General features: G+C 59.2%; 17 protein-coding genes. 9 read left to right on the forward strand and 8 right to left on the reverse strand.

All coding sequences use genetic code 11. The features are described 5' to 3' along the window. Positions 1 to 116: 116 nt before the first annotated feature. Together V0R60_RS23125 and V0R60_RS23130 are read right to left on the reverse strand one after the other, a co-directional pair. Positions 117 to 1028 (reverse strand): c-type cytochrome, encoded by a 912-nt coding sequence (locus V0R60_RS23125; protein WP_330079942.1) that lies wholly within the window; start codon positions 1026 to 1028, stop codon positions 117 to 119. Then, the gene (locus V0R60_RS23130) at positions 1025 to 1675 is read right to left on the reverse strand and encodes a c-type cytochrome (protein ID WP_330079941.1); all 651 of its coding nucleotides are present in this window, start codon (positions 1673 to 1675) and stop codon (positions 1025 to 1027) included. The genes V0R60_RS23125 and V0R60_RS23130 overlap by 4 nt, the downstream gene beginning before the upstream one ends. Before the next feature lie 250 nt (positions 1676 to 1925). Here V0R60_RS23130 and V0R60_RS23135 point away from each other — a divergent pair, with 250 nt between their 5' ends. Beyond that, complete coding sequence (locus tag V0R60_RS23135) at positions 1926 to 2654, forward strand: DUF899 domain-containing protein (protein ID WP_330079940.1); 729 nt, start codon at positions 1926 to 1928, stop codon at positions 2652 to 2654. A 6-nt stretch (positions 2655 to 2660) separates the two neighbouring features. Here V0R60_RS23135 and V0R60_RS23140 read toward each other — a convergent pair whose 3' ends face one another. Next, the gene (locus V0R60_RS23140) at positions 2661 to 3803 is read right to left on the reverse strand and encodes a DUF1624 domain-containing protein (protein WP_330079939.1); all 1143 of its coding nucleotides are present in this window, start codon (positions 3801 to 3803) and stop codon (positions 2661 to 2663) included. 125 nt (positions 3804 to 3928) lie between these two features. Here V0R60_RS23140 and V0R60_RS23145 point away from each other — a divergent pair, with 125 nt between their 5' ends. Further along, positions 3929 to 4846: a bestrophin family protein gene (locus V0R60_RS23145; RefSeq protein WP_136476862.1), complete on the forward strand. Its 918-nt coding sequence runs from the start codon at positions 3929 to 3931 to the stop codon at positions 4844 to 4846. On the opposite strand, the gene V0R60_RS23150 is transcribed toward V0R60_RS23145, so the two are convergent. Then, complete coding sequence (locus V0R60_RS23150; protein ID WP_330079938.1) at positions 4827 to 5819, reverse strand: bile acid:sodium symporter family protein; 993 nt, start codon at positions 5817 to 5819, stop codon at positions 4827 to 4829. The two genes, V0R60_RS23145 and V0R60_RS23150, sit on opposite strands and share 20 nt — an antisense overlap. A gap of 79 nt (positions 5820 to 5898) precedes the next feature. Between V0R60_RS23150 and V0R60_RS23155 the strand changes: the two genes are divergently transcribed. After that, entirely contained in the window at positions 5899 to 6711 is an 813-nt protein-coding gene (locus V0R60_RS23155; protein ID WP_330079937.1) for an AraC family transcriptional regulator, read from the forward strand. 100 nt (positions 6712 to 6811) lie between these two features. Beyond that, positions 6812 to 7978 carry a class C beta-lactamase gene (ampC, locus tag V0R60_RS23160; protein ID WP_330079936.1) on the forward strand — a complete coding sequence of 389 codons (1167 nt, stop codon included), beginning with the start codon at positions 6812 to 6814 and terminating at the stop codon, positions 7976 to 7978. 2 nt (positions 7979 to 7980) lie between these two features. Here ampC and V0R60_RS23165 read toward each other — a convergent pair whose 3' ends face one another. Beyond that, on the reverse strand, positions 7981 to 8604 hold the full coding sequence (locus tag V0R60_RS23165; RefSeq protein ID WP_330079935.1) for a glutathione S-transferase family protein: 624 nt from the start codon (positions 8602 to 8604) through the stop codon (positions 7981 to 7983). Positions 8605 to 8947: 343 nt separating this feature from the next. Here V0R60_RS23165 and ppnN point away from each other — a divergent pair, with 343 nt between their 5' ends. The 3 genes from ppnN to V0R60_RS23180 all read left to right on the forward strand — a co-directional run bounded on the left by ppnN (position 8948) and on the right by V0R60_RS23180 (position 11468). Further along, a complete protein-coding gene (gene ppnN / locus V0R60_RS23170) occupies positions 8948 to 10321 on the forward strand; it encodes a nucleotide 5'-monophosphate nucleosidase PpnN (protein WP_330079934.1) in 1374 nt (457 codons plus the stop codon). A gap of 179 nt (positions 10322 to 10500) precedes the next feature. Continuing rightward, complete coding sequence (locus V0R60_RS23175) at positions 10501 to 11184, forward strand: TIGR04211 family SH3 domain-containing protein (protein WP_330079933.1); 684 nt, start codon at positions 10501 to 10503, stop codon at positions 11182 to 11184. A gap of 2 nt (positions 11185 to 11186) precedes the next feature. Further along, on the forward strand, positions 11187 to 11468 hold the full coding sequence (locus V0R60_RS23180) for an Ada metal-binding domain-containing protein (RefSeq protein ID WP_136476869.1): 282 nt from the start codon (positions 11187 to 11189) through the stop codon (positions 11466 to 11468). Here V0R60_RS23180 and dsdC read toward each other — a convergent pair. After that, the gene (dsdC, locus tag V0R60_RS23185; protein ID WP_330079931.1) at positions 11436 to 12380 is read right to left on the reverse strand and encodes a DNA-binding transcriptional regulator DsdC; all 945 of its coding nucleotides are present in this window, start codon (positions 12378 to 12380) and stop codon (positions 11436 to 11438) included. The two genes, V0R60_RS23180 and dsdC, sit on opposite strands and share 33 nt — an antisense overlap. A gap of 2 nt (positions 12381 to 12382) precedes the next feature. Next, positions 12383 to 13735 carry a D-serine ammonia-lyase gene (gene dsdA, locus V0R60_RS23190; protein ID WP_330079930.1) on the reverse strand — a complete coding sequence of 451 codons (1353 nt, stop codon included), beginning with the start codon at positions 13733 to 13735 and terminating at the stop codon, positions 12383 to 12385. 186 nt (positions 13736 to 13921) lie between these two features. On the opposite strand from dsdA, the gene fusA reads away from it, so the two are divergent. After that, entirely contained in the window at positions 13922 to 16027 is a 2106-nt protein-coding gene (fusA, locus tag V0R60_RS23195) for an elongation factor G (protein ID WP_136476872.1), read from the forward strand. Between the two features lie 120 nt (positions 16028 to 16147). After that, positions 16148 to 16870: a GNAT family N-acetyltransferase gene (locus V0R60_RS23200; RefSeq protein WP_136476873.1), complete on the forward strand. Its 723-nt coding sequence runs from the start codon at positions 16148 to 16150 to the stop codon at positions 16868 to 16870. Here V0R60_RS23200 and V0R60_RS23205 read toward each other — a convergent pair. Further along, positions 16867 to 17760 carry a LysR family transcriptional regulator gene (locus tag V0R60_RS23205; protein ID WP_330079929.1) on the reverse strand — a complete coding sequence of 298 codons (894 nt, stop codon included), beginning with the start codon at positions 17758 to 17760 and terminating at the stop codon, positions 16867 to 16869. The genes V0R60_RS23200 and V0R60_RS23205 overlap by 4 nt on opposite strands. Between the last annotated feature and the right edge of the window lie 62 nt (positions 17761 to 17822).

A 17822-nucleotide genomic window follows, 5' to 3' on the forward strand; every position in this document is an offset into this window, starting at 1 on the left:
GCCCCGCCACTACTGGCCGATGCCATGATAGAGAAATCCTAGTGTAGATAGTTCCCATCGAAGGTAAATATTGCGCTGCTCGCAGGCTGCAATACAGCCTGCGAAAGCGAGTTTTCCTAGAGGACGCCCTTACCGATCAGCACCCCTTCAACCTTTTGCCCGTAGAGATTGACCCCGTCGTTGGCGTGATACTTGACGCGGGTTTTCTCGATCGAGCCGTCCACCAGACGCGGATCCTGAGGGCGTTCGTGGCGGTTGATATAGGCTGCAACATCCCAGGCCTGCTGGTCACTCAGGCTGCCGGGCTTGCCCAGGGGCATGTTGTACTTGATAAACGAGGCCGCAGTATTGATCCTATGCATGCCTGCGCCCCAATTGTAGGAATCTTTTCCCCAAAGTGGTGGCATCACGTAGTCCGAGGCAACCTTTTGCCCCTGGCCGTCAGGGCCATGACAAATAGCACACTGCTGTTGATAGACCTGCTCTCCGCGCTTGAAGTCATACCCCTGCGCCGGCTGCGCCACCTCTGGATAGCCGCGCCCCGGGGTTTCCACCGCAATCGGCGCTTTGCTCGCCAACCAGTAGGCATACACCGACAACGCTGTCATTTCCGCGCTGTCAGCTGCAGGTGGCGTGCCGTTCATGCTGAACTGGAAGCAGCCCTGAATGCGTTCGGCGAAGGTGTTGACCTTGTCGTTTTTCTTGCGATAAGCCGGGTACATCGGGTACGCGCCCCAGAGCGGTGCCGAATTACCAAGACGGCCTTGATCGAGGTGACAGTTGCTGCAGTTGAGGCCGTTGCCAACTTTATCCGGCAGCAGCCGCTTGGTATCGACGAACAGGGCATGCCCTTGGCGGACCATGGTGCCGAACGCGTTGTCTGGCAGTTCGCTTTCGGCAGGCGGGGTAAAGCCTGGGGCAGCACTCGCCGCAGGCACCTTGATCTGCGACTGGTCGTCCATGGCAATCGGTGCGGCGTGAGCGCTGCCCACTGCCAGCGCCAGGGCGCAAAACATCAACGGCTTCATGGTTTCACCTCCTGGCTGGCCGGATTGGCAAAATACTCGGCTACCGCCTTCACCTCTTCTTCGCTCATAGCCTTGGCTACGCCAACCATCAGTTGGTTCGGGTCGTTGCTGCGGCTGCCATCGCGCCAGGCATTGAGCTGCGCCACCAGATAGGCAGCAGGTTGCTGCGCCAAGGGCGGAAAATGCTCGCCCACGCCGACACCCCCTGGCCCGTGACATTGCACGCAGCCTGGAATCTTGCGGCTCCAATCACCATACAAGGCGAGCTTCTGGGTGGCATCGATCGCCATCTGCTGCCTGCCAGGACCTGCCATGACATCGCTGGGCATGGCCGCCAAGGTTGTGGTCACCGCCTGGATTTCCTCATCGCTGAGGGCTTTGGCCAGAGGCTCCATGATCGGGTTCTTGCGACTGCCATCACGAAAATCGTGCAGCTGTTTGCTCAGGTAGGCGGCTGGCAAACCTGCCAATCGTGGGAAACCAGCGGCCGCCATACCCTTGCCATCTACCCCATGGCACCCCAGGCAGGCCATGGCGGCGGGGTTCTGCCCACCTTGGCTGAAAACTTTTTGGCCGTCGGCGGCCTGGGCTGCAGTCACGGAAAACAGCAGCAGGCTACTCATCAGGATTCGATCCAGTGGGATCATCACAGACTCCATTTTTTGTTATAAGCTTAGGCTTATTATTCATAAGCCTATGAATAGTAGGCCTATCCACCCGCAGCAACAACGTTGAAGTCACGAGAAAGTGGCTAATCGCCAGATGAATCGTTTTAGCCTCTATCGTGGACTCAAACTGAGCACCGCTCATCAGCCAATTCCGACCAACGCGTGGTAAACGGTCGAAACGCATCTGCCCCGGACGACCATAGGTACATTCCTCCGCTGGAGCGTAACCATGGACAACTACAACAACCCGCAGGTGGTTTCTCGCAGTGAATGGCTCAGTGCCCGCCGGCAACTGCTCTTGCATGAAAAAGCCGTCACCCATCAACGCGACGAACTGGCCAGGGCCCGCCGTGCCCTGCCATGGGTGCGCGTCGAGCAAAATTTCAGTTTTGAAGGCCCCGCAGGGCAACTGAGCCTGGCCGATCTGTTCGGCGGACGCAGCCAGCTATTGGTTTATCACTTCATGTTCGCCGATGGCTGGAGCGAGGGGTGTAGTGGATGCTCTTTCCTGGCCGACCACTTCGATGGCGCCAACCTGCACCTGGCGCATCACGATGTGGCGCTGGTCGCCGTGTCGCACGCGCCCTTCGCGCAGTTCCAGGCATTCAAGCAACGCATGGGCTGGAAGTTTCCTTGGGTGTCGTCCCACGGCAGCCACTTCAATCAAGAATTCGGCGTCAGCGTCAACACTGATGGCAGCAGCCAATACAACTACGAACCTTACGTGGGGGACGAAACCGAGCTGCCGGGCTTGAGCGTGTTCTATCGCGATGCCGACGGAACGATCTTCCACACCTACTCAAGCTATGCCAGAGGCCTGGACATCCTGGTCGGTGCCTACAACTTCCTCGACCTGATGCCCAAGGGCCGTAATGAACAAGGCACCATGGATTGGGTACGCCATCACGACCGTTACCAGGGGGTCGATACCGACAAGCCCCACTGCTGCCACGACTGAGCAGGATCAGAAGTACTTGAGCCAAGCCACATCCCGACGTTGCTGTTTCAAGGCAGCGAACCAGCGCGTCGGGTAATACAGCACCACTGCCAATCCCAGGCTGCACAGCCAGACGCTGGCAATTTGATCAAAACCGAAATGCGCACCCTGGTTCAACCCCCACCAGGCCACTGCTACCAGGTACATTGCCTTGAGCACGTAAAGGTGCAGCAGATAGAAAAACATCGGTGCAGCGCCGAACAGCGCCAATAGTGACACCCAGCGGCGCGCCTGATAACGCTCCAGCGCAGCGAGCAGGATCAAGCAAAGGCCCAGCGTAGGCATCAGGAACATCAGTGATGGCGGATATTTGCGTGCCGCGAGAAAGCTCATGGTAGTACGCAGTGCATCACCTGTGGCGACCCAAGGTTGATCGCCATAGACATTCAGGTAGCGGATGCCCACAAATGCCAGCAGCAACGCCACCCCCCAACCCAGCAACGATACCAAGCGCCTTGTCGACGCTACACCGTGAGCAAACCAGGGGCCTGCGCACCACCCCAGAAAGATCACCCCCATCCACGCCAATACCGGGTAGGTGGTGCGGACCTGGGTGATGCCGCCCAACTCGATGAACGCTCGCTGGTGGAGGATTGCCCAAGGGGCAAACCAACTTGATTCATTGTCGAGCACCAGTGGGTCGAGCACGTTGTGACCCGCCACGATCAGAATGCCAAGGGCGAGCACCACCGGACCTGGCAGATGCAAGGCCGCCGCCAGGACAATCATGCAAATGCCGATGCACCAGATCACCTGCAGCCACACGGTTTGCGGCAGTAAGGTGCCGTTCCAGGCCAGGTTGACCAGGGTCAGTTCCAACAGCACTAGAAACAGTCCGCGCTTGAGCAGGAATACTGAGGTCTCTGTGCGGTTGTGCTTCTGGCTGTAGAGCCAGGCAGAAAGTCCGGTGAGGAAAATGAACACGGGTGCGCACAAGGCACTGAGCAGACGCGTAAAGAACAACTCGGGAGCCACATTCAAGGCATCGATAGGGTCACTGACCTGGCGATGCAGAAAAAAGGTTTCACGAACATGGTCGAGCAGCATCAAAAGCATGACCAAACCACGGAGGGCGTCAATCGATTGCAGGCGGGCGTGAGGGGAAGACATGAGCAACTCGCGAAAGGCTATTACGATATAATGTAACATCATCTCGTTGCCGAGCTGTATCCTCTCTACGCTTTGTCCTAAAGTATTGCGCGAATTTTTCGCACCACAGTACAAGGTTTGCCGTGATGATCATCCAGCCGCAAAAACCCTCCATCCGCGTTTTGCTGTTCTCCCTCAAGGGCTCGATCATTCCGGCGATATGGCTGAAGGTGCTGTACATCGTGCTGATCAGTTCTGTAGTGGTCGCCACGCACGGTACGTTGTTCGAGTACAAGGTTATCCTCACCCCAACGCCATTCACCCTGTGGGGCCTGACCCTGGCCATCTTCCTCGGTTTCAGGAACACCGTGGCCTATCAGCGCTTCTGGGAAGCGCGCACGCTGTGGGGCGAGTTGCTCATCGTCAGCCGCAACCTGACCCGCCAGACGCTGAGCCTGTTGCCTGACCTATCCGCCAATCAGCGCAACAACCTGCTCGATTCGTTGGTGGCATTCGCCTATGTATTGCGCGACCAGTTGCGCGGTAACCGACCAAGCGCCGACTTGCAGCGCCTGCTCGATGACCCGACCCGCGCCCAGCTCGCTACCAGCGATGCTCCGGCGAGTCTTCTGCTGGGCAAAATCGGCCAGCGCTTCATGGCCCAGGCCCGCGATGCTGGTGGCGGCGAAGTGCTGCAGGCCAACCTGGACCAACAACTAAGCCGTCTCTCCTACGTACTGGGTGGCTGCGAGCGCATCAAGAACACGCCCATTCCCTACCCCTACATCCTGATGCTGCACCGTATCGTTCATGTCTACTGCTTCCTGTTGCCGTTTTGCCTGGTCGACAGCATCGGCTGGTTCACCCCGTTTGCCGTTTGCGTGCTGGCCTATACCTTTTTTGGCCTGGATGCCCTCGGCGATCAGATCGCCGATCCCTTCGACACCCAGCCAAACGACCTGGCCCTGGATGCCATGTGCCGCAATCTGGAGATTGCCGTGCGCGAGCTTTCGGGCGAGACCGCGCCAACTCAGTTGCAACCGGTCAAGGGCATTCTGCTCTGAGCGCGGGCGCTTCACTGCGCGCCGCGTAGCGCTGGGCCAATACCGCACAGACCATCAGTTGAATCTGATGGAAGATCATCAACGGCAAGATCATCGCGCCAATACCACCACCGACAAACAGCACCTGAGCCATCGGTACTCCGGTGGCCATGCTTTTTTTCGAGCCTGCAAACAAAATCGTAATGCGGTCTTCCAGGTTGAAGCCCAGCCTGCGCGCAAGCGTAGAGGTGCACCAGAGCACCACTGCCAGCAGCAGGCAACAGACCAACACCAACCCGGCCAGGCGCGAGGGCGGTACCGACTGCCACAAGCCACTGACTACCGCATCACTGAAGGCGGTGTAAACCACCAGCAGAATCGAACCCTGATCGACCACTTTCAACCAACGTGCATTGCGCCTCACCCACTGCCCGATCCAGCGTCGTGCAAGTTGCCCTGCAACAAACGGCACCAGCAACTGCAAAACGATCTTCAACACTGCATCCAGGCCCGAGCCGCTGTCACCTTCCACGCCCATCAACAACACCACCAGCAATGGCGTGAGGGCAATGCCCAGCAAGCTCGACGCCGCAGCACTGCAGATAGCCGCCGGAACGTTGCCTCGCGCCAGCGAGGTAAAGGCAATGGCCGACTGTACCGTCGCTGGCAGTGCGCACAAGTACAGCACCCCCAGGTACAGCTCATCACCCACCAGTGGCAGCACCAATGGTTTGAGCGCCATGCCAAGCAACGGGAACATCACGAAGGTGCAGGCGAATACCAACAGGTGCAAGCGCCAATGCCCTGCCCCGGCAGCCACGGCTTCACGCGACAACTTGGCCCCATGCAAAAAGAACAACAGGCCGATGGCAAGGTTGGTCAACCAGCCGAACAGTACGGCACCGTCGCCTTCGCAGGGCAACAAGGTGGCCACGAGAATCACTCCCAGCAGCGCCAGGGTGAAATTGTCGAACAGCATCCGCAGGTACTTCATCATCGATCCTGACTTGTTATTGTGTGGCGCCAGACGATAAGGTCTTTTCGATTCCTCCACTAACGCCAGAACGCTGCCAGTGTCGCCAAACGGACAAACCACCTCGCAGGAGCCACAAGCGCTCGAGCATCTGCCCCAGCTCCCACGCCCGGTCTATGGTCATGTCCAGACCTTGCCAAATATCATTCTGGGCTACCGTCATAGCCATCCCTGGGGGCAATTGTCCTATGCCATTGGGGGCGTCGTGCAGGTGCATACCGACAACGGCTTCTACATGGTGCCGCCACAACGTGCGGTGTGGGTTCCGGCACACGTTGCACACCGGGTCAGTTGCACCGGCAATACCTGCCTGCGCAGCCTGTACCTGGAGCATGCCCCCGACCATTGGTCGTCCACGCAATGCCGGGTGATTGCGGTCAGTGCGCTGCTGCGCGAGCTGATCCGAACTTTCAGTGAGTTGCCTGTGCACTACGACCTCAAGGGTGCCGACGGGCGCCTGGTGCAGGTGCTACTCGACCAACTGAGCCTGGCCAGCGAGCAGCACCTGATGCTGCCACTTCCACGCGACAAGCGCTTGCGCGAGTTGTGCCTGCATTTGCAGGAGCAACCGGATGCGCAAACAGGGCTCAATGACTGGGCGCAGCAAGCGGGCGTATCGGAAAAAACCTTGAGCCGCCTGTTTCAACGCGAGACGGGCCTTAGCTTTCGCCTTTGGCGCCAACGCATGCGCCTGCTCAGCGCATTGCCGGCCCTGGAGCGTGGCGAGCGCGTTACCGACGTGGCCCTGGCCTGTGGCTACGATTCTCTATCGGCCTTTATCGCCGCGTTCGGCAAGCTATTCGGCCTGCCCCCGGGCGAATACTTTCGTGTCCGAGCCGATCAGCCGCAATAGCCAGGCGCGCTTCAGAAACCGCGGACAAGCCTGTTACCCTTGGGCCCAACCTTTTCTCTCGTTGGCGCCGAGCGGCCGTCATCTTCCGAGCACCGTTTACATGATCAGAACCCCATCCGTAGCAGCACTCCTGTCTATTTTCGCGTTCGCCTTTGGCACAAGCCAAAACGCCGCTGCGGCGCTTGAAGAGGGGCAGATCGAATCAAGCGTAAATGCTGCTATCGCCCCGCTGATGAAGCACCAAGCCATACCCGGTATGGCCGTGGCGGTATCCTTCAACGGCAAGCAGCATTATTTCAACTACGGCGTAGCCTCCAGGCAGACGGGCCAGCCAGTGAACACCGACACCTTGTTTGAAATTGGCTCGGTGAGCAAAACCTTCACCGCAACCCTCGCCGCCTATGCCCAGGCCAGCGGCAACCTGTCACTGGGCGACGCGGCCAGCAAGTATTGGCCGGATCTCAAAGGCACCTCGTTCGAGGGTGTCACGTTGCTCAACCTTGGCACCTACAGCGCTGGCGGTTTGCCGTTGCAATTTCCCGAGCAGGTCAAGGACCAGGCAAGCCTGCGCGATTACTACCGCCACTGGAAAGCCGACTTTGCCCCTGGCACTTACCGGCTGTATTCCAACCCCAGCCTGGGGCTGTTTGGCTACCTTGCAGCCAGGAGCATGGGCACACCGTTCAGCGAGCTGATGCACAAGCAGCTGCTGCCACAGCTGGGTTTGCAGCATACCTTCGTGCAGGTGCCCGAGGCTCAAGCGGGGAACTATGCCTGGGGCTACGACAAGAACGATCAACCGGTGCGGGTCGGGCCGGGGGCACTGGATGCCGAGGCTTACGGACTGAAAACCACATCGGCAGATTTGCTCCGATACGTCGAAGCCAACATGCAGCCAAAGGGCCTTGAGCCTTTGTTACAGCAGGCCATCGCCACCACCCAGACCGGTTACTACCGCGTCGGCGAGATGACTCAAGGCCTGGGCTGGGAGCTGTATCGCTATCCCCTGACGTTGGATCAATTACTGGCCGGCAACTCTGCCTCCATGACGCTTGATCCGCATAAAGTGACCTGGCTCAAGCCGCCGCAGCCGTTGCAGGACGGCACGCTGCTGAACAAGACCGGCTCTACCAACGGCTTCGGCGCTTACGTGGTTTTCGTACCCTCAAAACGCATCGGTATTGTCCTGCTGGCGAACAAGAACTACCCGAACGCCGAGCGGGTGAAAGTGGCCCACGCCATACTTAGCGCACTGGACCCGCAATAACTTCACGGCGCGCCGTTGCGACCATGCAAACGGTAGCCCTGGCGCTCAGTCAAACGCTCGTAGTACGCCTGGACGCCAGGCAGCGGCGGATGCTCCAGCGGCGTCTGAAACCAGCGGTTGACTGACAGGCCAATGGCGATGTCAGCCAGCGAGAACGCATCGCCGCTGACGTAGGCACCGGTGCGCTGCAACTGACGATCGAGGATTGTCATGTTTCGCGCCCAGTTGTCGCACGCCGCCGCCAGGGCCTCGGGGTCCTGATGTTTGGGCGACTGGCGCACTAACGACAAGAAGGCATAACTCCAAGCCCCATTGAGGTCGGTAGCCTGCCAGTCCAGCCACTGATCGACGCGGGCGCGCAATGGCGCCGTGGCCGGGTATAGGTGTTCGCCGCCATACTGGTTGGCGAGGTAGCGGATGATGCTGTTGGACTCCCACAAAACAAAGTCGCCATCCACGACCACCGGTACCATGGCGTTGGGATTGAGCGCCAGGAAAGCCTCGCTGTGTGTCGACTGGTACCCTGAGCCCCAGTCTTCGCGCTCGAATGCCAGGTTCAGTTCGGCGCAGGTCCACAGCACCTTGCGCACATTGATCGATGAAGCCTTACCCAATATTCGCAGCATCCTTTCACTCCTGTGCTTGCCGTTGATTCAATTGTCGCAAAAACAGACTGAACGATTGCGACGGTGATGAAACACCGAGCTTGGCGTACAGGTTTCGACGATACAGGTTCCGGGTCAACTGTAGCTCGTCTTCACCGATCACCGACCGAAAGTAGTTTTCAACCGAGTTGCTGGCGTGGAAGACGCTATTCTCACTGCAATACTTGCCGTGACCGACCTACAGACAAATGGCCGCCAAGGGCACTTGAAAAGCCTTACGCACAAAGGCACTCGTTGCTGCGACAATTTGTCGGTATGGTGGTGTGCAGAAGATGGACGTTTACCCGCTCACAGGAAAACCAGAATGCCCCAACGTGAAGTAATCAATGCATCTGTAAGCCCAAAAGGCAGCCTGGAAACACTGTCTCAACGTGAAGTACAGCAATTGAGTGAAGCCGGTTCCGGCAGCCTGTACACCCTGTTCCGCCAGTGCGCCCTGGCAATCCTCAACACTGGCGCGCATGTCGATAATGCCAAGACCATCCTTGAAGCCTACAAAGATTTCGAGGTACGTATTCACCAGCAGGATCGCGGCGTACGCCTGGAACTGTTGAACGCTCCTGCCGACGCCTTCGTTGATGGCGAAATGATCGCCAGTACCCGCGAAATGCTCTTCAGCGCCCTGCGCGACATCGTCTACACCGAAAGCGAACTGGCCAGCCAGCGCATCGACCTGGAAAGCTCCCAGGGCATCACCGACTATGTCTTCCACCTGCTGCGCAACGCCCGCACACTACGCCCGGGTGTAGAGCCGAAAATGGTCGTGTGCTGGGGTGGCCACTCGATCAGCACCGAGGAATACCAATACACCAAGAAGGTCGGCCATGAACTGGGCCTGCGCAAACTGGACGTCTGCACTGGCTGCGGCCCAGGGGTAATGAAAGGGCCGATGAAGGGCGCCACTATTGCCCATGCCAAACAGCGCATGAGCGGCAGCCGCTACCTGGGTCTGACCGAGCCTGGCATCATCGCTGCCGAGGCGCCCAACCCTATCGTCAACGAACTGGTGATCCTCCCGGACATTGAAAAGCGCCTTGAGGCCTTCGTGCGCGTCGGTCATGGCATCATCATCTTCCCCGGTGGCGCCGGAACTGCCGAAGAGTTCCTCTACCTGCTCGGCATCCTTATGCACCCGGACAACCGCGACTTACCGTTCCCGGTGATTCTCACGGGCCCGAAAAGTGCCGAGCCGTATCTGCAGCAGCTGCACGCCTTTGTGCATGCGACCTTGGGTGATGAAGCACAGAACCACTATCAGATCATCATCGACAACCCGGCCGAAGTGGCCCGACAAATGGTCGATGGCCTCAAGGAGGTCAAGCAGTTCCGCCGCGAGCGCAACGATGCGTTCCATTTCAACTGGCTGTTGAAGATCGAGGAAGGCTTCCAGCGCCCCTTCGACCCGACGCACGAGAACATGGCAAGCCTGCAATTGCGCCGTGAATTACCCGCCCATGAACTGGCTGCGAACCTGCGCCGAGCGTTCTCCGGAATCGTCGCCGGCAACGTCAAGGACAACGGTATCCGTCTGATTGAAGAAAAAGGCCCGTATGAAATCCATGGCGATACTGCCGTGTTGCAGCCATTGGGCAAACTGCTCGAAGCCTTCGTCGCACAGCACCGCATGAAGTTGCCTGGCGGTGCCGAGTATGTTCCCTGCTATCGCGTTGTAACCTGATCTCTGCCCTCCGCTGAATTGCGGGCACCATCTGTGCCCGCAATATTTGCTGTTATTTTCCCTCCTCCTTCAGTGAACCTGCCTACAGAAAAATGGTCTTTCTGCTGGCGGCTTGCGTGCACGCCCGTGTTCACCGGCCCAGTCATCGGGCTTTTTTTTTATTTCACGCGAAGACCACAATGCCTATCTCTCGTCCTGTTCCTGCGGAGCTTGCCTCTGTTTCGACCTTTTCCCTGCGCCCGCGCAACAGACTTGCCCTCGGCCTGATCGCTGCACTGACAGCCCTTGCCAGCCCGGTGCATGCCGAAGAAACCACCAGCAACGAGCGCTGGGTCAGTGACAGCCTGACCACCTTCGTACGCAGCGGCCCTACCAACGGTCACCGCATCGTCGGCAACCTCAAGTCTGGGCAGAAAGTCACCTTGATCGACACCCAGGGCAACTACAGCCAAGTGCGCGGCGAGTCCGGCGATATCGTTTGGATTACCAGCAGCGACCTGCAATCTGCTCCCGGCCAGGCCGAGCGCGTACCGCAACTCACCGAGCAAGTCAGCCAACTCAGTGAGCAACTCAAGACCATCGATGACAGCTGGAAAACTCGCGTGCAAGGCATGCAAGAGACCCTGGACTCACGCAAGGCTCTGATCGATGAACTGGAAGCGCGCAGCAAGGCGCTTAATGCCGAACTGAGTGACACCCAGTCGGAACTGCGCAGCACCCAGGCGCGCCTGGGCGATGAGAACAAACAAGTACTGATGCGCTACATGGTCTATGGCGGTGCAATTGCCGGTGCAGGCTTGCTTGCCGGCCTGATCCTGCCTGCCTTGAGCCGTGGGCGCAAACGCAACGACCGTTGGTTTTGACGTTGAACGGGCCCTGGCGGCTGATAGGTGCTGACGGTCTTGAGCACCTGAGCGACCAGCCGGGGCAGTTCGGTGGGCACCGACGCAGCAAAATCTACGGGCGCCTGGATTGCCCGGGCGCACTGCGAGCGATTGCACGCGGTGGTTATGTAAAGCATCGGGTGTTTTTTCTCGATGCCCAGGCCGCCCAGGCAGCGGGCTATCGACCCTGCGCGGTATGCATGCCTGTGCAATACAAACGGTGGAAAATGTCAGCCGCGGGCTTGCCCGGCGATCCCGCGTAGCCACTCCATCATCACCCGAACTCGCACCGGTACAGTTTCGCGCCGTGGATGCACAAGGTAGTAGCCCTGCCCTCCTATCGACTCGAAATCGCCAAACGGCAAGATCAACTGGCCTTGATCAATCAATGGCTGCACCAACTGTCGACGTCCCATGGCCACGCCCGCATGATGACTCGCAGCCAGCGCACACAAATCCGCACGGTCGAAGGTCATTGCGCCATTTGGCAGATAGCCTTGAGCATTGTGTTGACGCGCCCAGCGCTGCCATTCGGCGTCGAACGCCGCATGCTCCCAGGCCAGGGCGTCATGCAAGAGCGTGCATTGCTGCAAACGCTGTGGCGCATCGATCAGGTCATGGCGCTCGGCATACTGCGGACTGCACACAGGCGCGACCTGCTCGGCCATCAGTAGCTCACTGGCCAGGCCGGGAAACTCGCCGTCCCCATACAACAACGCCAGATCGATATGACGGGCACGAAAATCCAGCGGATCGTTGCCGCTGCGCACATCGAGGCTGATCTGCGGGTAGCGCTGCTGGAAATCCGCCAGCCGCGGCACCAGCCAACATTGGGTAATCGACGGTCGCGCATAGAGCGTCAGCGCGCCACTCACCGTGGACGTCGAGTCAGGTTGCAGGGCCTCTTGCAGATCTTCGACCAGCCCTTGCACCAGGCGGTACAAGCGCTCACCTTCATCTGTAAGGCGTATGCGTCGTGTCAGCCGTTCGAACAGACGCTGCTCAAGGGCCTGTTCGAGGCGGGCAATGCGATGGCTGACGGCGCTCGGCGTCAGGCACAACTCCTCTGCCGCCAGGGTAAAACTCAAATGCCGAGCAGCCACCGCGAAGGTATGCAGATTGGCAAACTGCGCGCCGGTCAGGCGGGCGCCCAGGCGCGGCGGCAAATTGAGCATGATTACTGCCCAGCCAGCACGACACGGCCTTTGGCCAGGTAAGCGTCCATTTCGGCGCGGGGTACCATGCTGCCACCCGTGCCCCATATCAGGTGAGTAGCCCGACTCATGCGTGCTTCATCCAGACCCAGGCGGTGGCGGTAGCCTTGCTGCTCTTGGAGTACACGTACCATACCGGGCACCCCGGCAAGCGCCGACGGCTCCAGTTCATGGCCCTCGCACGCGTGCATCTGCGCCAGCAGACGGTACAAGGTGTCATCATCGACGGTGTAATAGCCATCGATCAACCGCTGCATCGCCCGCCCGACGAAACCGGATGGGCGACCCACCGCCAGGCCATCGGCAACCGTCTGGTTGTCAATGCCAAAGTCGTACACCGAAACCTCATCGTGCAGGCCGGTATAAACGCCGAGGAACATGCAAGGTGAATGGGTGGGCTCGGCGAACACGCAATGCACCGCATCGCCAAACACCAATTTCAAGCCATAGGCAACGCCACCAGGCCCGCCGCCTACGCCGCAAGGCAGATAGACAAACAACGGGTGCTCAGCATCGACCGGGATGCCTTGCTCGGCAAACTGGCGCTGCAGGCGTTCGGCCGCGACAGCGTAACCGAGGAACAAGTTGAGCGAGTTTTCGTCGTCGACGAAATGGCACTGCGGGTCTGCCTCGGCTTCGCGCCGGCCTTGCTCCACCGCCACACTGTAGTCGGCACTGTATTCGCGAACCTCGACACCATGGGCACGCAGTCGATCCTTCTTCCACTGCCGGGCGTCAGCCGACATGTGCACGGTGGCCTTGAACCCCAGGCGTGCACTGATAATGCCGATCGACAGCCCAAGGTTACCGGTAGAACCAACCGCAATGCTGTACTGGCCAAAGAATGACCGCGCCGCTTCACTGTCCAGGCTCGCGTAGTCATCGCCAGGCTGCAGCAAACCACCCGCCAGTGCCAGGTCCTCGGCATGCTTGAGCACCTCGTAGATGCCACCGCGGGCCTTGATCGAACCTGAAATAGGCAGCAAATTGTCAGCCTTGAGCCACAGCGCGCCGCCTTCGGGTAGCTGATGCTCGGCGCGCAGCACGGCCTGCAGCGCCGGCAGTGGCAACAAGGGCGATTCGATAATGCCCGCGCTGGTTGCCGTTTGCGCGAAGGCCGACTGGATGAACGGTGCAAAACGCTGAAGCCGATCACTGGCCTCACGCACATCCTCCTGGCTCAGAGGCACATCAGCCAACGCCTGCGCACTGGGTGCCAGCTTGGGATTGAACCAACTGGTAGAACGCAAGGCCACCAGATCGGCAATCAGTGGGTGTGTCTGGCACCAAGTGTTCACGGAGTGTTCCAGCGGCATTGTCATGCTCCATAGGCAAGCGAATAGAACGATTAAGCGTCAGCAGCGGGTGCATTACAACCGATGGTTACTCAGGCCATGGATGATCGTGGTTCAAGCATGCGCCAGCGTGCAGAGCGGCTCACTTCTGCTACCTTGGGAGTACCCTCCTCTTCGTCTAACGTATCCTTGCGCAGGTGACCCATCATGGCGCGCACCACCCCCATCGAGCTGTACCGCAACATCGGCATCGTCGCTCATGTTGACGCAGGCAAGACCACCACCACCGAACGCATCCTGTTCTACACCGGGGTCAATCACAAAATGGGCGAGGTGCACGACGGTGCGGCGACCATGGACTGGATGGCGCAGGAACAAGAGCGCGGCATCACCATCACCTCGGCCGCCACCACTGCGTTCTGGCAGGGTTCTATCAAACAATTCCCGGAAAAATTCCGCTTCAACATCATCGACACCCCCGGCCACGTCGACTTCACCATTGAAGTAGAACGCTCGCTGCGGGTGCTGGACGGCGCAGTGGTGGTGTTCAGTGGCGCAGATGGCGTGGAACCCCAGTCGGAAACGGTCTGGCGCCAGGCCAACAAATACCATGTACCGCGCATGGCTTATGTCAACAAAATGGACCGCCAAGGCGCCGATTTTCTGCGGGTGGTCAACCAGATCGACCAACGCCTGGGACACCATCCGGTACCGATTCAACTAGCCATTGGCGCCGAGGAACACTTCATCGGCCAGATCGATCTGGTGAAAATGAAAGCCATCTACTGGAATGAGGCAGATCAGGGCACCAGCTATCGCGAAGAGGACATTCCGGCAGACATGTTGGAGCTGGCTAATACCTGGCGCGCGCACATGATCGAAGCGGCTGCCGAAGCCAATGACGAGTTCATGGAGCTTTACCTGAACGGCGAAGAGTTGAGCAACGAACAAATCAAGGCCGGCCTGCGCAAGCGCACCCTGGCCAATGAAATCGTTCCGGCCATCTGTGGCTCCTCGTTCAAGAACAAAGGCGTACCGTTGATGCTCGACGCGGTAATCGACTACCTACCAGCACCGTCGGAAATCCCGGCAATCAATGGCACCGACCCTGATCACGACGACAAGCATCTGGAGCGTCACGCCGACGACAATGAACCCTTTTCGGCCCTGGCGTTCAAGATCGCCACCGACCCTTTCGTCGGCACCTTGACCTTTGCCCGGGTCTATTCAGGCGTGCTCAGCTCCGGCGATGCTGTACTCAACTCGGTCAAAGGCAAAAAAGAGCGTGTGGGCCGCATGGTGCAAATGCACGCCAACCAGCGTGCGGAGATCAAAGCGGTGTGCGCCGGTGATATCGCGGCGTTGATCGGCATGAAGGATGTGACCACCGGCGATACCCTATGTGATATCAACAAACCGATTGTGCTGGAGCGCATGGACTTTCCTGATCCGGTGATTTCGGTGGCGGTCGAGCCGAAAACCAAGGCCGACCAGGAAAAAATGGGCATCGCCTTGAGCAAATTGGCCCAGGAAGACCCCTCGTTCCGGGTACGCACCGATGAAGAAACGGCGCAGACCATCATCTCCGGCATGGGCGAACTGCATCTGGATATCATCGTTGACCGCATGCGGCGCGAGTTCGGCGTCGAGGCCAATATCGGTAAACCGCAGGTGGCCTACCGCGAAAAAATACGCAATACCTGTGAGATCGAGGGCAAATTCGTCCGCCAGTCCGGTGGTCGCGGCCAATACGGACATTGCTGGATTCGCTTCGCACCCGGTGAGGAAGGCAAGGAAGGTTTGGAGTTCGTCAACGAGGTCGTTGGTGGCGTCATCCCGCGCGAATACATCCCAGCGATTCAAAAAGGTATCGAGGAGCAGATGAAGAACGGTGTGCTGGCCGGTTATCCGCTGATCGGTCTGAAAGCCACCGTGTTCGATGGTTCCTACCACGACGTCGATTCCAATGAGATGGCGTTCAAGGTCGCTGCCTCCATGGCCACCAAGCAACTGGCGCAAAAAGGCGGTGCGGTGCTGCTCGAGCCGGTAATGAAAGTCGAGGTGGTAACGCCTGAGGAATATCAGGGCGATATCATGGGTGACCTGAGCCGTCGTCGCGGGCTGATTCAGGAAGGCGGCGAAACACCCGCAGGTAAGGTCGTCCGTGCCGAAGTGCCGTTGGGCGAAATGTTCGGCTACTCCACGCAAATGCGCTCCATGACCCAAGGCCGCGCCAGTTACACCATGGAGTTCACCAAGTACGCCGAAGCGCCGGCAAGCATTGCCGATGCGATCATCAAAAGACAAGGCTGATCGCTCAGCGCAACGCCAGCCCGCGCCCCTCAGTGGGGACGGGCTTGGCTCGCGATACAAGCAGCATCGATGCCAGACCTGTAGACTTGCCGCAAAGCCCAAGCCTGCGGAGTTTGCCCCATGTTCGCCCTCACCCATTTTGTCGCCCCGCCCGAGGAGTCGATCAAGAGCCAGATCCTGCAAATGGTGGTCGATTACCTGACCGACATCAGCCCTGTCGGCATTGCGCCGAGCAACCCGCTATTCAATCTCTACCAATACAGCACCGGCCTTGAAGTCCACCGCTACCTGCAAGCGATGGGCGAACCTGGCGAGCTTTCCGTTGAGTTGATCGTGGCCACCGATACGCGAGACCCGCAGACCGTCACCGGTTTTCTTCTCTACCTGCCCGTGCAAGATGATCCCCAGGCATGCGCTGTCGCTTACCTTGCCGTTCACAACCACTATCGCCGACAGGGCGCTGCCCGCGCGATGCTGGGGCAGATGACCGAGCGTTATCCCCATGCGGAACTGGCCTGCACGGTGGGCAAAGTTGCGTATTTTGAAACGATGGGGTTTGCAGTCATTGCTACGCGTGGCCCGCAAGTGCTGATGAACACCCGTGACCACGCCAGTGAAGGTCAGGTAGCGATGCTGGATGTGGCGCCAATCTACCGCACACTCGAAGTGCAGCAGATTCATACCTACTTGCTTCAGCAACATGGCAAACGGGCGATGATCGATGCCGAGAAGCAACGTGACCGGCATCTGGATCAGTTGCAGCGCAAAGCGCAGGCTTTTGTCCAGGAGCGCTTGGGCGAGCGTGCCTGGCAAAACCGTGGTACCGCTGTACGCCTGGTTTAAGCCGGGCGCTGCAACGCAAGCTGGGCCAGCACTTGCAGAACGAATTGAGTGCTCTGCTCCACCTGCCCTTGGCGACTGGCGATACCCAGATGACGCCACAACCCCGGGCGCAATGGGCGCATGCACAAGCGAGGGTCCGGCTCTGGCACGCTGGACTCGTGGGGCAATAAGGTAGCGCCATAACCGGCAGCGACCAGACTTTTCACCGCGTCGTTGTAATTGAGCTGGATTCGCGCATCTGCTTGCAACCCTGCGCTGGCAAACCAGTCACTGGTCACACGCGACAATTGCGTGGTGTTGTCATTGAGGATCAGCGCCCTACCGGCCAGCCAGGTGGGTGTGATACGCGCAGGTGGCGCCCAGCTCGCAGGCACGAAGGCCATGATCGGGTCACGGCGCCACGGCTGAATCTGCACCCCTTTGAGCGCCGCTTGCGGCAACGCCACCAATCCCAGATCAAGCGTTCCGGCTTGCAAACGCAGCAGCGACTCTCGCGAGGTCAGCACTTGCACCTGCACATCGATACCGGGATGACGCACCCGCAGGATATCCAATGCTTGCGGGAGCAAGTGGGCGATGGCACCGGTGGAAGCCCCGAGGCGAACCCGGCCACTCTGGCCCTGCACCTGACGTTGAACCTCATCCAGCGCCTGTTCGGCGTCGGCCAGCAGCCGACGCGCACGCTGCAGCAGAGTTTCACCAATGCTGGTCGGGTGAACCTGCCCGCGCTTGCGCGACAGCAGCGGCGCACCAATGCGCGCTTCCAGATCGGCTATGTGCAGGCTGACAGTCGGTGGCGCCAGGTTGAGCGCCCGCGCGGCCTGGGCAAAGGAGCCAAGGTCGGCAATCACCACCAGGGTTCTGAGGCGGTCCAGGCTGATTTCACGCATAGCGTCCAGTCATTCAGAATTAATGAATGACAGCATCATGATATTCAAATTTTCTTTAGTCC

The sequence above is a fragment of the Pseudomonas auratipiscis genome, from assembly GCF_036324085.1.
Classification (GTDB): domain Bacteria; phylum Pseudomonadota; class Gammaproteobacteria; order Pseudomonadales; family Pseudomonadaceae; genus Aquipseudomonas; species Aquipseudomonas auratipiscis.